The sequence below is a fragment of the Pyramidobacter porci genome, from assembly GCF_009695745.1.
Lineage (GTDB): Bacteria > Synergistota > Synergistia > Synergistales > Dethiosulfovibrionaceae > Pyramidobacter > Pyramidobacter porci.
Window position 1 is genome coordinate 128,831 of the sequence record NZ_VUNH01000005.1, and the last position, 14,302, is coordinate 143,132.

The following is a 14,302-nucleotide window of genomic DNA, read 5'->3' on the forward strand; positions in this document are numbered from 1 at the left end:
GTGATGACGATCACGACGGGGCGGAGAGGGAGGAGGATTATAACCCCCGGGCGCGGGAGGCTGAGGTGCAGGCCGTCCTGGCATCGAACGGTCCGGGCCGGGGTGGTTCGGAGCGGGAGCAGGACGGTTGGAGTCCGGACGATTCGATTCAGGCCGCGGACGGTCGGGCCCCTGTCGGTCAGGCGCAGGCATCGGACGAGGCGGTGCCGGACGATCAGCGCCGCTCCGCGGCGACATGTTTTCTGCCGCGACATTGCCGCGGACGGCTGCAAAAGTCGCCGCCGGATACGAGAGGACAAAAGATCCCAAAAGCAGCGACGCAAACAGAGCGCGTGTAACTTTCATCAGAACTCATTCCCTTCTTCAGGCGAAGAAAACGGACGGATTCTCCGCCTTTCCGTCATCAAAATCCGGCATCGTGAAAAGTTGCCTACTTGGCCGCCGGAGCTTCGACGGCGGTGGACGTCTCGGGCGCACCCTGCTGGGGAGCTGGAGGCACCATCATGCAGGGGCAGCGGTACATCGGCGCCACGAAATAAGGCATCATCGGCATCATATACGGGCCGTGCGGGCCGAATCCGGGCGCGGCAGGAGCGGGGCGTTCCTCGGGACCGTGCGGACCGGGGCCGCTGCGATGCTGGCGGTCGTCGGGCTTGGGAGCATTGCCCTCAAGAATCTGCTTCACTTCCCACTCACGCACCTTGGCGTGCAGTTCTTCGGACTTCTTCAGCATCTCCAGCGCTTTGGCCGCGTCGGGTTTGTCCTTGCCCAGCTCGAGACGAAGATCCTTTTCCAGGCTTTTCATTTCCGCGAAAGCGTTTTTGATTTCCTCAGGCGCTTTCTCAGAAAGGCGCTTGTCTTCTTCCCAGCGCTGCATCCGCGGAGGCGGTGGGGGCATGCCGGGGCCGCCGTGAATTCCCTGACCGGGACGAGTCGGAACGGCCCATGCCGCTGTGCTGCCGAGAATTGCGATCGCCAAACCGCCAAGGACAAGGCGTGTCTTTTTCATTTTACATGACCTCCATATGATTGTTTTTCATGAAGATTGCGTCGCAGGAGAGCTTCTCTCGCGTTCTCCCTCGAACGTGCTCCAAGTATAATTGAAAAGCCCCCGCCGCACATTGAAGAATTCACCAATCAGCCGTCTGCGGATTTTCACAGGAAAATTTTTACGCCTTGTCCCTGACTGTCCAACCCCGCCATCGCGAAAGATTGTACAGATTTCCATTCCCAATCCGATTTTTCGGCGATACAATAAGCACGGTACCGGATAGCGACTCCATTTATAAAACAGGAGGTTCTTTCATAATGATTTCAATCGTTCTGGCCGATGACCATCCGCTCACCCGCGCCGGACTGGCCGCTCTCATCAACGAAGAAGAAGGACTTAACCTGCTCGGCGAAGCGTCCGACGGCAAACAGGCCTGGGAAATGATCGAAAAGCTCAGGCCCGACGTGGCCCTGCTCGACATCCGCATGCCGGAAATGGACGGCATCACCGTGGCCCGCAAAGTCAAGGACGCCAAGCTGCCGACGAAGGTCATCATGCTCACGGCCTACAACGCCCAGCCGTATATCGTGGCGGCGCTTTCGGCCGGCGCGCGCGGCTTCATCGTCAAGACGTCGGCGGTCATGGAGCTGACGCAGGCCCTGCAATCGGTGATCGGCGGCGGCATCTATCTCGATTCCGCCATCGCCAACTCCGTTGACTCTGCGTCGAACGAATTGGAACAGCTCTCGCCGCGCGAACGCGAAGTGCTGCTGCTTTCGTCCCAGGGTTTTCCCGTCAAAGAAGTGGCGGCGAAGCTGTTCATCACCGAACGCACTGTTCAGGCCCATCTCTCCTCCGTCTACGCCAAGTTCGGCGCCAAGAACAAGACCGAAGCCCTGATCATCGCCCTGAAAAACGGCGTGATCCTCGTCGACGAACTGCTCGAAGGGGAACTTCCCTCATGAGCAGACGCCGCTGGCTGCTCCCCGCCATTCTCATGATGATCCTCGTGCCGACGCTGTCCGCCCTGATTTTTTCGGGCTTTGGCCTCTACCAGCAGCAGCGGGCCATGGCCGGAATGGCGTCGCGCTACGCCCAAAGCCTGGCGCGCAGCATCGTCCGCGAGGAGAGCGGTGCGAGCAACGAATCGCCGCTGCAGCGCCACCGGCGCATGGGGCTGTTCCTGAAAATGCTCACGCTCGGACCGCCCGTGCCCGGCTGGATCGCCACGGTCGGACCGGGCGGCATCAAGCTGCAGGGATCGCCCGGCAGCAAGATCACGCCCGAACTGGGGCTCGCCGTCAACCGCGCCTTCGCCAGCGGCGAGATGCAGCTTCTCTCAGTGCAGATCGATCCGCATCCGCCCTCGGCCGCGGCCGTCTATCCTTATCCCGATGGCGTCCGCGCCGTCGTCGTCGTCATCTCCAAGTTTCTCGTGCCCGGGCCGATGCGCGATCTCGTTTTCCTGCAGCAGTTCATGACTATCGGCGTCAGCGCCATCGCCCTGATCGGCATCTGGCTTTTATGGCGCTGGTGCGTGACGCCGCTGCGCCGTCTCGCCGCGCAGGTGGAGACGCTGCACTGGGGCCGGGACGTGCTGCTCGCCGAAGCCGCGCCGCCGCTGCCCGAGCTGCAGAACATGCAGGAGGCGCTGTCGGAACTCTCGGTCAGCGCCGTCGACCGCGAGACTTTAAAGAAGAACTACGTCGGCGACATCGTGCGCACCCAGGAAGAAGAGCGCACCCGCCTCGCCCGCGAGATCCACGACAGCCCGCTGCAGACTGTGGCGTCCCTGATCCAACGCATTCAGCTGGCACAGCGCGGCCTGGGCAGGCCCGAGATCGACCGCGAACGCGTCGGCGGACACCTTGCCGCCGCGCAGGAAGCCGCCCTCACCGCCGTGCAGGAAATGCGCGACGTCTGCGACCGGCTCTCGCCGCCGTGGCTCAGTCTCGGCGCCGTGCGCGCCCTGGAGGAGATCTCCAACCGTCTCAGCCGCATCCACAACGTCGCCGTCACGGCTGCCGTCGAAGGCTGCGCCGATGCGCTCAGCGAAAAGGATGTGCTGGCGCTGTGCCGCATCGTCCAGGAAGCGGTCGCCAATTCCGCCCGGCACGGCCACGCCGCGGCCGTCGAAGTCAAGCTGGCCTGCGGCGACGGCTACCGCCTTACGATCGCCGACGACGGCTCCGGCATCGACCGCGAATTCGATCCCGAGGTCCTGCGCGTGCAGGGGCACCGCGGCATCGCCAGCATGACCGAACGCGCTACGCTGATCGGCGCATCGTTCTCCATCTGTCGCCGCCCCGAGGGCGGCACGCTGATCGCCGTCGACATCCCCGCCGGGCGATGAGCGCGCCTTCGACAAAAGCCGCCACGGAGAAGCGGCGAAGCGGAGAAAAAAATTCAAAAGAGATATGATATGGAGCGCCCCAGAACCATCCATATGCAGAAAGCCTGCCGATCAAGCGATCGGCAGGCTTTCTGCATTACATTCATCGGAATTTTTCGGTTCCTTCGTGACCGATCTTCGGGTTCTCCGCTTCGCCGCGGTATCCGTTGTTTTCCGCCGCTCACGAGCGTTTCTTTTTCGGTTCGAGCACGTTCAGCGGCACCTGCAAGTTGCCTTCGACCACGTAGTCGGAGCGGAAGATCCGCATCGAGCCTTCGCGCATCTTGCGGCGACGGACTTCGCCGGGAAATTCGCTGCGCGTCCCCGAATCGTCCTGGCTGACCAGTTCCACGATCACCTCGCAACTGCGTTCGCGTGTTTGCAGCTCGTACAGTAGCTGCTCGAACGACGACAAACGGCGATCGGTCACCGCCGGCTCGTTATCCGCATCGTCCGTCGGTGCGGGATTCCCTTGCCGCAGCGCAACCGTGTAGCCGCCCGCCGCATCCTCGGGGACCTTCAGCGTGAAGCTGCGGATCACCGGCTGACGGCGCCACGGACGCAGCGTCGCCGTCACCGTCACCGTGTCGCCCGGAGCTACCTCGCTGCGATCGACGCTGATGCCTTCGACAATCAGCTTGCGAATCTGCGACGACGCCGACAGCTTGATCTTCAGTCCCACGGGACTGACACTCCGATAAGGATTGCCGACCACGTTCGACACCAGCGCCGCGATCGGCGATACGGCGTCGCTCATCACGTCCTCGTCGGCAACCACCACGTCGTTCACGCTCCAGTCGTCGGGCATGCCGTCGCCCGTGACGGTGACGTCATAACGCACCGTGCCCCCCGACTCGCGCGCCAGCTCGCGGTCCGCCAGTCCCGCAAGCAGCTCCGGCAAGAGCGAAACCACGGCATGCTCGTCGTTGATCATCTGAAAACGGCGCACCACCGTACGGCGGCTGTCGAGATCCTCGATCTCCACCCGCACCGAGACCGCCGGCGGGAAGCGTCCCAGCCAGCCGGCGATGCCCTCCGGCCGATCCTGCGTCACCGTGCCGACGAGGCGCTGCGACGCGGTCAGCTTGAACGGCGATTCGTAGCTGCCGATGACGCCGTAGACTTCGCTTTTCGCCAACGGGTAGGCTACGGCGCCCCAGTTCTTGAAGCTGTGGCCGAAGGCGATAAAACGCCCGTCGCGATCCACGGCCGTCAGCGTGCCGCTGACGTCGAGCGCCACGTCGCCCCAGGCCAGCATCGCCGAAACGGCGTCGCCCGGCTTGAGCGGCTTGGCCTTTTCCGACGCCGCCGTATTGTCGCCCGAGCCACCCTCGACCACGCGCATGCCGAGCCGATCGCCGAGCTTCTTCAGCGCGCGGCGGCTGAGCCCATCCGCCGTCACGTACATTTTCGCCGCGGTGTCGGCGACCGCCGGCTCCTTATGGGTCAGTTCTTCGGCTTCCGCGGCGGCGATATCCTGCGGCAGCGAGAACTCGAAATCGGGGATCGACTTTCCCTTCGCCGCCCGACGCTCCGGCGTCGGCGCCAAAACGCCGTCCGCTTTCTTCGCGGCGTTTTGCGCGTACTGGTCGTACAGCTCGCTGAACCGCCGTTCCAGCTCGGTATCTCTCTTTTTCGAGAGCAGCGGCCTCACGCTCGCAAGCTTTTGAGCGCGGCCCGGATAATCGAAAAGCTCCATCATCTGCTCGATCGGCGTCACCAGCCCCATTTTCGGATCGCCGAAATCCCAGCCGAAGGAAAAGGCGCCGATCAGCCGCCCGTTCACGTACACCGGCGAACCGCTCATGCCCGAGGCCATGCCGCCCGCCCTGTCGATGTCCGGACCGGAGGCGCGGATCAGGATCAGCTTCGAGGGACGGTCTTTCTTGCTGACGACGCCCAGCACTTCGACCGGGAACGATTTGACCTTGCTGCCGGAAAAAACCGTTTTCGCGTACCCCTTCATGCCGGCCCGCACCTGCGCCAGCGGCATGATCGGCTCCGTCGGCACAAAAGGCTGCCCCGCAGCCGGAACGCACAGCGCCAGCGCCGCGCACGCAGCCGCCAAAAAACGTTTCATCGTGCCCACCTCAAATACGCTAAGATAAACGGATCCAGCCCGCCGTCAAGCACGCCGCCGACGTTGCCCGTCTCCTCGCCGGTGCGGTGATCTTTGACCAGCGTGTAGGGCTGAAGTACATACGATCGGATCTGGCTGCCCCAGGTGCTTTCCTTCTTTTCGCCGGCAAGCGCGTTCATCTCCGCCTGCCGCTGTTCAAGCTCCCGCTGATAAAGTTTCGACTTCAGCACCGACATGGCCGTGGCTTTGTTCATGTGCTGGCTGCGCTCGTTCTGGCAGCTGACGACGATGCCCGTGGGCAAATGCGTGACGCGCACCGCCGAGTCCGTCATGTTGACGTGCTGGCCGCCTGCGCCGCTGGAACGATAGGTGTCGATGCGCAGATCCTCCGGCGCGATCGCCACGTCCACGTCGTCGGGCAGCTGCGGCGACACGTCCACCGACGCAAAGCTCGTGTGCCGCCGCTTGTTGGTATCGAACGGCGAGATGCGCACGAGGCGGTGCACGCCGATCTCGGAGCGCAGATAACCGTAGGCCGTCTCGCCCTGGATCAGCAGCGTCGCGCTCTTGATGCCGGCTTCTTCGTCGTGCTGGTAATCGAGCAGCTTCGTCTTGAAACGTCGTTCTTCGCACCAGCGCAGGTACATGCGGTACAGCATCTCCGCCCAGTCCTGCGAGTCCAGCCCGCCCGAACCGGCGTGCACGCTCAAAATGGCGCTGCAATGGTCGTACGGCCCCGACAGCAGCAGCGCCATCTGCTCGTCCTCGATCTGGCGGCGGAACGCCGCGCTGCGCTCGCCGAACTCCTGGAGCAGTTCGGCGTCTTCGCCGTCGCCCAGCAGCTCGGCCATCGTCTGCAGATCGGCGAATTCCCGTTCGATTTTTTCCCAGCGGGCCAGATCGGCCTCGTGCCGCGACAGCTGGGCCGAAATTTTCTGCGCGTCGGCCCCCGACCAGAAGCCGGGCGCGGCCGTTTTGGCGCGCAGTTCTTCACAGTCCTTCCTTATCGAAGGCAGGTCAAAGGCTTTCCTGCAGCTCGGCCTTCAGCGCCTGCAGTTCCTCCATAACCGTGGTGATCGGCATCAATGCCATCGGTTTCATTCCTCCCGAAAAACGGATTTGCCATTTATTATAGCATCCTGCGCCTCGATGCAGAACCTGTTACCTCATCTTTTGTCTGCATTCTTTACGTCTCTCCTCGCCGCGGCGCTTGCCCTTTTGCGCCGGCATGGTATAAATAAAACGACGGAGATTCTTTTGCCGCCGCCGGCTCATTTATGCCGCGCCGCCCCGGCGGACGCGCCCCGCTTCGAAACGCGGCACTTTCAATGATCCCATCCAATCGAAAACAAGGATTCCATGGAAAGGAATGAAATCATGGTTCACGACATCGGCAAAACCATCATGATCATCGCTCTCGTGCTGTTCGCCGTCGGCGCCGTCGTCCACTTCGGCGGGCGCTTTCTGCCCTTCGGCCGCCTGCCCGGAGACTTTGTCTGGCAGGGCAAGAACTGGTCGATTCATTTTCCGCTCGCCAGCTCGATCGTCGTCAGCGTCGTCCTCACCGTCCTCGTCAACATCTTCTTTCGCCGCTGAGCCGCCGGGCGACTTTTTGCCGCCGCCGCGGTATAATGGTTATAAAGAAGTTTTACGACAGGAGCGAAACGAAAATGAGCCTTGACCAACGACTGACCCAACTTTCCCACAGCAGCGGCTGAGCCGCCAAAATAGGTCCGGAGGACCTGGCAAAAGTTTTGGCGGATCTCCCCCGGCCCCGCGACGGGCGCATCATCACCGACTGGGAAGGCGGCGAGGACGCCGCGCTGTGGAAGATCACCGAAGAGCGCGTCGGCATCCTCACGCTCGATTTCATCACGCCGGTCGTCGACGATCCTTACGTGTGGGGACAGATCGCCGCGGCCAACTCGATCAGCGACGTCTTCGCCATGGGCGGCTCGCCGCTCGTGGCCCTCAACATCGTCGCCTTCCCGCTCAACTGCCTGCCGCTGGACATGCTCAAGCGCCTCATGGAAGGCGGCGCTTCGAAAGTGTCCGAGAGCGGTGCGTTCCTGATGGGCGGACACAGCGTCGAAGACCAGGAGCCCAAGTACGGGCTCTGCGTCTTCGGCGAGGTGGAGCGCGACGCCATGTGGCGCACCACCGGCGCGCACCCCGGAGATGCGCTCGTCCTCACCAAACCGCTCGGCACGGGCATCATGGCCACCGCCATCAAGGCGGAAATGGCCGACCCCGCTCAGGCGGCGGAAGCCGTGCGCTGGATGACAGCGCTCAACGACCTGCCCCGCCGCATGACGCCGGAGCAGCGCCGCCGCGTCCACGCCGCCACCGACGTCACCGGTTTCGGCCTGGCCGGACACGCGCTCGACATGCTCTCGGACCATCGCGTCGACCTCGAACTGAGCGTCGAGGCTCTGCCGCTGCTCGACGGCGCGGCCGACCTCGCCCAGATGGGACTGTTCCCCGCCGGCGGCTACCGCAACGAAAAGCTCTACGCGCCGCAGATCGACCATCTCGAAAAAGTATCGCGCACGTGCCGCGACTTCCTCTTCGACACGCAAACTTCCGGCGGCCTGATGATGGCCTGCCCGCCGGAAGACGCCGAAGAAATCGTGGCGCTGGCGAAAAGCCGAGGTTTCGACCGCGCCGGCGTGATCGGCCGCTTCAAACCCGGCACGGGGCGCATCGTCTGCGTCTGACCGTGGGACAAAGGCAACCGCGGAGAAGCGGCACAAAAATGGAGAAAAAGAGACATCGAAAACCGCGAGGGCGGACGACCGGATTTGAATCGGTCATCCGCCCTCGCGGTTTTCGATTTTCGCCGCAAAGCGGCGGCTCCATTTTTCTCTTTGCTTTTCCTCGTGTCTCCGCGGCGGCCTTTGCCCCGCCTCTCCGTTCAGCGGCGGCTGAGGCGGGAACCGACGTCGAGGAGGACGCGGTGCATGAAAAACAGGATGTCCTCGTTCTTCGGCGGCGCGATGTAAACGGCCCCGAGGTGAGCGATTAAAGCACGGCGAAGCTGGGGATCGGTATCATGAGCGACGACGACGAGGCGCCCCTCCGCCAACCCGGCGGCCAGGTTTCCGATGTATTTCGGACTGGAGGCCTGGCTGATCTGGCGGATACGCCGCATTTCCTCTTCGGTCGGAACGCTGACGATGCTGCCGAAAGCGGCGAAGAAGGGGCGGTACCGCTCGCTCAGACAGAGCACCTTCGTGCCCGTCATGAGGCGGCGCCCGGTGATCAGCACAGAACGGAGGCGCGCGTTGAACTCGCCGAGGCGGCGCTGGAAGTAGGCGTAGCGCTCGGGGACAAGTTCGCTGAGGGCGTTCGCAACCTGCTGCGCGGTGAACGGCATGTTGGCGGGGTCGCCGTAAAAGGCGTCGACGTCGCCGCGTTTCACGCCGTCGGGGTAAAGATAGTGCAGGTTGGCACGGTTTTGTTCGGCAGCGGTCAGATTCTTGCCGCGGCGGCCGGCCGCCATGAACTCGCGATACTGCGCCGGGTCGAGCGCGTAAAGCGGCAGCGAAGCGTTCGCGCCCCCCATGACGGCGGCACGGCTGATGCGCAGGCGGCCGTTGTCGTCCCAGCTCGCGCCGGATGCGGTGCTCACATAAGGGCCGCCGATAAACTGAAACAGCAGTTCGGTCATCGGATCAAGCGCGAGCACGCGCGTTTTTTCCGCGGCGGCGGCTGACAGCGCGCCCAGCAGCAGCGCCGCGGCGCAGAGGACGATTCGGCAGCGCATGGCTACGCTTTGGCGCAGATCACGGCGATATCCTCGCCGTCCAGCTCTTTCACGCGCACGTCCACGATCTCCTGCGACGAAGTGGGGACAGCTCGGCCGAGATAATCGGGCTGGATCGGCAGCTCGCGGTGGCCGCGGTCGATGAGGACCAGCAGCTGCACGCAGGCGGGACGGCCGATGTCGCCGATGGCTTCCAGCGCGGCACGGATCGTGCGCCCCGTATAAAGCACGTCGTCGACGAGAACGATGCGGCGGCCGTTGACGTCGACGGGAATGGACGTGCTGTGAACAACGGGCTGGTCGCTGAGCAGCGTGATGTCGTCACGGTACAGCGTGATGTCCAGCTCGCCCAGCGGCAGCTTGACGCCTTCGGAGGCGCGCAGAAATTCGCGCAGCCGTCCGGCCAGATAGACGCCGCGGCGCTGGATGCCGATGACGACAAGGTCGCCGGCGCCGCGGTTGCGTTCGACGATCTCGTTGCCCATGCGGCGCAGGGCGCGCTCCATGTCTTCGGCCGTCATCACGACGGCTTTTTCTTTCAGTTTCAACGCCGCGTCGCCTCCAGTCGTAAAAGGATCGTTGTTCTATTTCGCTCCGGGACGGCTGCCGGGCTTGACGGGCGGCGTGCCCAGTTCGCGGCACAGCGGGCAGTCGTCGGCTTCCCAGGTGGGAAAAGAGACTTTGAAGAGCGAAACCAGATCGGGGCCGAGCTGCTGCGCGCCGCCGGAACGGTCGACGATGCAGGCCGAGCCGGCCCAGACGCAGCCGCCCGCGACCATGTGCTCGGCCGTCTCCTTGACGGAACCGCCAGTCGTCACTACGTCTTCGACGGCGACGAATCGTTTGCCGACCGGCATCGGGAAGCGGCGCAGCTTCATCCTGCCGTCCTCGCGCTCACAGAACAAAAAGGGCACGTTCAGCGCGCGCGCCACCTCGTGGCCGATGATCAGGCCGCCCAAAGCCGGCGAGACGATGAAGTCGGGCCTGAGCGCGGCGATCCGTTTGGCGATCTCGCCGCCGGCGAAGGCCGCGTACTTGGGGAAGCGCAGCAGCATGGCGCACTGCATGTAATTGCCGCTGTGCCGCCCCGAGGTGAGCTTGAAATGGCCCTCGAGCCAGGCCCTGCTCTCGACGAGCATTTCTCTGAGCTTTTCCTGGATCTGAGAATCCGACATCACTTCCGGCATGACAATCCCTCCTCGATGGATCGGGCGATCTCCGCGACCGCTTTGCGGACGTCGGGCGCTTTGTAAATCGGGCGCCCCATGACGATGTAGTCGGCGCCGTTGCGGAACGCGTCCGCGGGCGTAGCGACACGGCTCTGGTCGTCGCCGCCGGCGACGAGGCGCACGCCGGGCACGACTTTGAGCAGCGTCGGCGGCGTCACGGCGCGCACCTCGGGCAGATCAAGCGGCGAGCACACCAGCCCGTCCATGCCGCAGTCGCCGCACAGCCAGGCGCGTTTTTTGATGGCAACGTCCATCGGGCAGCCGGGGGCGACTTCGTCCCAGCTTTTTTCGTCGAAGCTGGTCAGCACGGTGATGCCGAGCAGCTTCATGGTCGAGCCGAGACGGTCGCGGGCGGCGACGGACTCCTCCATCATGCGGCGGCCGCCGGCGGTCTGCAGCGTCAGACAGAAAATGCCCAGGTCGGCCAGCGTTTCCACGGCCAAACGCACGGTGTTGGGAATGTCGTGCAGCTTCAGGTCAAGGAAGAGCTTGAAGCCATGGTCGACGATCTCTTTCAGAAACGGCGCGCCGCCCTGAGCGTAGAGGCGCGGCCCAATCTTGATGGCGTCCACCGCTCCCGAAAGGACGTCCATGGTGCGCCTCGCCTCGCGCAGCGTGTCGAGGTCGAGCGCGGCAAACAGCGGCAAAGATGTGTGTTCGGTCATAAAAGCACTCCTCACGTTAATAGGATCGATCCCGTTTTTTTCGACAAAATTTTTGCGTACTCACGCGCGGCGAGCACGGCCGATCAGTTCGGCCAAGGAAGCGACGTTCCAGCGCGCCGCGGCGGCGAGCAGTCCTTCGTGGATATTTTCAAGCACTTTGAAATCGCCGAACAGCGCCGCGCCGACTTCCACGGCGCTGGCTCCGGCCATGATCATGGCCAGCGCCGAATCGGGGCCGTCCACGCCGCCGCAGCCGATCACGGGGATCTTCACCGCGCCGGCCGCGTCCCAAACGACGCGCAGCGCCAGCGGAAAGACGGCCGGGCCGGAAAGTCCCGCCACGCGGCGGCTGAAAACGGGAAGGCCGCGTGCGGTGTCGATCGCCATGCCCAGCCAGGTATTGGCAGCCACGATCGCGCTGGCCCCGGCCGACTCGGCGGCCTTCGCCACCGCGGGGATGTCGGGAGCCTGCGGCGTCAGCTTCACCCAGAGCGGACCGTCCCAGCGCCGGCGCGCCATCTCCGTGGCCTGGGCCGTCAGCGCCGGGGCGACGCCCCAACTCATGCAGCCGTGGTCGGTGTTCGGGCAGGAAACGTTCAGCTCCACGCCGTCGACCATGTCTCCAACTTCGGCAATGCGATCCATCATGTAAGCCAGATCTTCGGCGCTCTGCATGCAGACGTTGAGCACCACCGGCACGCCGCGTTTTTTCAGGTCGGGCAGGCGGCAGTCGATGAAGCGGTCGATACCCTCGTTCTGCAATCCGATGCTGTTGAGAACGCCCGAGGGGGTCTCCCAGATGCGGCAGCCGGGATTGCCGGGGCAGGGATCCTTGGTGATGGCTTTGGAGCAAATCGCGCCGACGTGGCGCGTCAGGTCGTCCATCCACAGTCCGGCTTCGTAAGGCCACGTGCCCGACGCAATCACGACGGGGACTTTCAGTTTCACGCCGCCGACGTCGAACGCGAGCCGATCAGGGATGCAGCTCATCCCACTTCACCTCCCTAGCCTGAAACACGGGGCCGTCGATGCAGACGCGCCGCCGTCCCGTCGTGGTGTCGACCACGCAGCCGAAGCAGCCGCCCATGCCACAGCCCATGCGGCGCTCAAGGCTGACCTGGATGTCGTCGCACTGCGAGCCGTACTGTTCGTACAGCGCTTTCATCATCGGATTTGGACCGCAGCAGGCCAGAGACACGCCGCTCAGATCCTGCCCTTCCAGTCCGGCGATGGAAAATCCCTTGCGTCCGATGGAGCCGTCGTCGCTGTACAAAACCATCTCCGGCGCGCGGGCCCGCACCCAATCGGCAAAGCTGCGCCACAAGGCGTTGCCGACGCCGAGAAACAGACGGTCGAAAGCGTTCAGCCGGCGGCGCAGGAACAGCAGCGGCGCGATGCCCAGCGTGCCGGCCACAGCCCAGACTTTTTCGTGCCTGAACGGGCCGAACTGCCCGCCCACGGGCCCGCGCACAGAAAGCGACGTTTCCGGCGCGGCTTGGGCCAGCAGCGCCGTGCCTTGACCGACGACACGGAAGAGCGTCTCGATCGTCCCCTTTTCGGGATCGGCGTCGAGGATGCCGAGCGGACGGCGCAGCAGCGGCGCCGAACCGGATGCCGTTTTCAGCAGCACGAAATTGCCCGGGCGGGCGTTTTCAGCGATCTCTGGACACGCGAAGGTCAAATGCCAGATGTCCGGCGCGACCTGTTCCTTTGCAAGCAGCCGCGAATCGTAATCGCGAATCAATCGGAATTCCCCCTCGTTCATGCGACCGCCGCGCCTTCGCGCGCGGGCGGCCGTTTTTCCTTCCCCCTGCGGAGCGCGCGGAAACGGCCGCGTTCATCGAACTCATTTTATCGCGGCGTTCCGTTTTATACAACCGATTGCGCGAAATCTCGCCGGTCACAGACGATCCGCCCGCCCAGCACGGTCATCAAGACCGTGCCGCTCAGCGTCCAGCCGTTGAACGGGCAGTTGCGCGCTTTCGACTTGAACTTCGCGGCGTCCACGCGCCAGCGGCGTTCGGGATCGAACAGCATCAGATCGGCCGGCGAACCGGGGCGCAGATGCACGGGCGGCAGCTCGAAGATACGCCGCGGCGCGGCGCTCATGCGCTCCACCAGCGCGGAAAGCGAAAAGCCGCGCTCGCGGCACAGGCCGTCGAGGCACAGCCCCAGCGACGTTTCCAAACCGATGATGCCGTTCGGAGCCTTGGCGATGCCGAGGGCTTTTTCGGCCGGCGTGTGCGGCGCGTGATCGGTGGCGACCACGTCGAGCACGCCGCTTATCAGCGCCTCGCGCACGGCCGCCGCGTCGTCGGCTGTGCGCAGCGGCGGGCTCATTTTGGCGTTGGCGCCGCATTCGAGGACCGTCGTCTCGTCGAGGAACATGTGATGCGGCGTGGCCTCGCCGGTGACGCGCACGCCGCGGGCTTTCGCCGCTGCGATGATCTCGACGCCGCGGCGCGAGCTGACGTGCTGCACATGCACGCGCGCGCCCGTCTTCTCGGCGAAGAACACGTCGCGCATGATCATCAGTTCCTCGGCCAGCGCCGGCGCGCCGACGAGGCCGAGTTTTTTGGAGATCTCGCCGCGGTTCATGGAGCGGTCGCCTTCGAAGCCCGGGGCCTCGCAGTGCACGCTCACGGGCAGGCCGACGGCGGCCGCCTTCTCCATGGCCTCGTAGAACAGCGGCCCGCTGCCGACGGTAAGACCGTCGTCGGTCAAGCAGACCGCGCCGGCTTCCTTCAGCGCCGCAAAGTCGGTCAGCTCTTTGCCGCCCAGCCCCTTGGTGACCGCCCCCGCGGGATAGATGCGGCAGTCCATGGTCCGGTTGCGCTCGATGCAGCGACGGATCAGCTCGGGCGAATCGACGACCGGCTTGGTGTTGGCCATCGTCACCACGGCCGTGAAGCCGCCGTTGGCCGCGGCGGCGCAGCCCGTTTCCAACGTTTCCTTCTCGGTCTGGCCGGGGTCGCGGAAATGTACGTGCAGGTCGACCAGCCCGGGCGCCAGCACCGCGCCGCCGCAGTCGATCTTTTCGGCGTCCGCGGCCGGCGGCAGCTCGGCCCCGACGGCGGAAACGACGCCGTTTTCGACCAGCAGATCGCCCGCCATGTCCATTTTCAGGTCGGGGTCGATCAGGCGCGCTCTTTGAAACAGGATCGGTTTCATGAACAGCC

14 protein-coding genes are annotated in these 14,302 nt (G+C 64.4%); 4 read left to right on the forward strand and 10 right to left on the reverse strand.

Features of this window, described 5'->3' with window-relative positions; translation table 11 throughout:
• Positions 1-430: 430 nt before the first annotated feature.
• Entirely contained in the window at positions 431-1,009 is a 579-nt protein-coding gene (locus FYJ74_RS05995; RefSeq protein ID WP_154528672.1) for a hypothetical protein, read from the reverse strand.
• A gap of 299 nt (positions 1,010-1,308) precedes the next feature.
• On the opposite strand from FYJ74_RS05995, the gene FYJ74_RS06000 reads away from it, so the two are divergent.
• Entirely contained in the window at positions 1,309-1,956 is a 648-nt protein-coding gene (locus FYJ74_RS06000; protein WP_154528673.1) for a response regulator, read from the forward strand.
• Positions 1,953-3,344 carry a sensor histidine kinase gene (locus FYJ74_RS06005; RefSeq protein WP_154528674.1) on the forward strand — a complete coding sequence of 464 codons (1,392 nt, stop codon included), beginning with the start codon at positions 1,953-1,955 and terminating at the stop codon, positions 3,342-3,344. Before FYJ74_RS06000 ends, FYJ74_RS06005 begins: the two co-directional genes overlap by 4 nt.
• 220 nt (positions 3,345-3,564) lie before the next feature.
• Here the strand turns inward: FYJ74_RS06005 and FYJ74_RS06010 are convergent, their stop codons facing one another.
• Together FYJ74_RS06010 and prfB are read right to left on the reverse strand one after the other, a co-directional pair.
• Complete coding sequence (locus tag FYJ74_RS06010; protein ID WP_154528675.1) at positions 3,565-5,463, reverse strand: SpoIVB peptidase S55 domain-containing protein; 1,899 nt, start codon at positions 5,461-5,463, stop codon at positions 3,565-3,567.
• A protein-coding gene (prfB, locus tag FYJ74_RS06015; RefSeq protein WP_195838822.1) for a peptide chain release factor 2 occupies positions 5,460-6,555 on the reverse strand; the annotation gives its coding sequence in 2 pieces (ribosomal slippage) (positions 5,460-6,482 and positions 6,484-6,555; 1,095 coding nt in all). The genes FYJ74_RS06010 and prfB overlap by 4 nt, the downstream gene beginning before the upstream one ends.
• A 285-nt stretch (positions 6,556-6,840) precedes the next feature.
• Between prfB and FYJ74_RS06020 the strand changes: the two genes are divergently transcribed.
• Together FYJ74_RS06020 and selD are read left to right on the forward strand one after the other, a co-directional pair.
• The gene (locus FYJ74_RS06020; protein ID WP_229769373.1) at positions 6,841-7,059 is read left to right on the forward strand and encodes a DUF2905 domain-containing protein; all 219 of its coding nucleotides are present in this window, start codon (positions 6,841-6,843) and stop codon (positions 7,057-7,059) included.
• A gap of 74 nt (positions 7,060-7,133) precedes the next feature.
• On the forward strand, positions 7,134-8,180 hold the full coding sequence (selD, locus tag FYJ74_RS06025) for a selenide, water dikinase SelD (RefSeq protein ID WP_154528678.1): 1,047 nt from the start codon (positions 7,134-7,136) through the stop codon (positions 8,178-8,180).
• 197 nt (positions 8,181-8,377) lie between these two features.
• Here the strand turns inward: selD and FYJ74_RS06030 are convergent, their stop codons facing one another.
• The 7 genes from FYJ74_RS06030 to FYJ74_RS06060 form a co-directional block, all read right to left on the reverse strand.
• Positions 8,378-9,229: a metal ABC transporter substrate-binding protein gene (locus FYJ74_RS06030; RefSeq protein WP_154528679.1), complete on the reverse strand. Its 852-nt coding sequence runs from the start codon at positions 9,227-9,229 to the stop codon at positions 8,378-8,380.
• A gap of 2 nt (positions 9,230-9,231) precedes the next feature.
• On the reverse strand, positions 9,232-9,777 hold the full coding sequence (gene pyrR, locus FYJ74_RS06035) for a bifunctional pyr operon transcriptional regulator/uracil phosphoribosyltransferase PyrR (RefSeq protein WP_326830888.1): 546 nt from the start codon (positions 9,775-9,777) through the stop codon (positions 9,232-9,234).
• 36 nt (positions 9,778-9,813) lie between these two features.
• A complete protein-coding gene (gene pyrE / locus FYJ74_RS06040) occupies positions 9,814-10,416 on the reverse strand; it encodes an orotate phosphoribosyltransferase (RefSeq protein ID WP_229769374.1) in 603 nt (200 codons plus the stop codon).
• Complete coding sequence (gene pyrF, locus FYJ74_RS06045) at positions 10,404-11,123, reverse strand: orotidine-5'-phosphate decarboxylase (protein WP_154528680.1); 720 nt, start codon at positions 11,121-11,123, stop codon at positions 10,404-10,406. Before pyrF ends, pyrE begins: the two co-directional genes overlap by 13 nt.
• 60 nt (positions 11,124-11,183) lie before the next feature.
• A complete protein-coding gene (locus tag FYJ74_RS06050) occupies positions 11,184-12,113 on the reverse strand; it encodes a dihydroorotate dehydrogenase (protein WP_154528681.1) in 930 nt (309 codons plus the stop codon).
• Entirely contained in the window at positions 12,097-12,867 is a 771-nt protein-coding gene (locus FYJ74_RS06055; protein ID WP_229769375.1) for an iron-sulfur cluster-binding protein, read from the reverse strand. Before FYJ74_RS06055 ends, FYJ74_RS06050 begins: the two co-directional genes overlap by 17 nt.
• 125 nt (positions 12,868-12,992) lie before the next feature.
• Positions 12,993-14,294 (reverse strand): dihydroorotase, encoded by a 1,302-nt coding sequence (locus tag FYJ74_RS06060; protein ID WP_154528683.1) that lies wholly within the window; start codon positions 14,292-14,294, stop codon positions 12,993-12,995.
• Between the last annotated feature and the right edge of the window lie 8 nt (positions 14,295-14,302).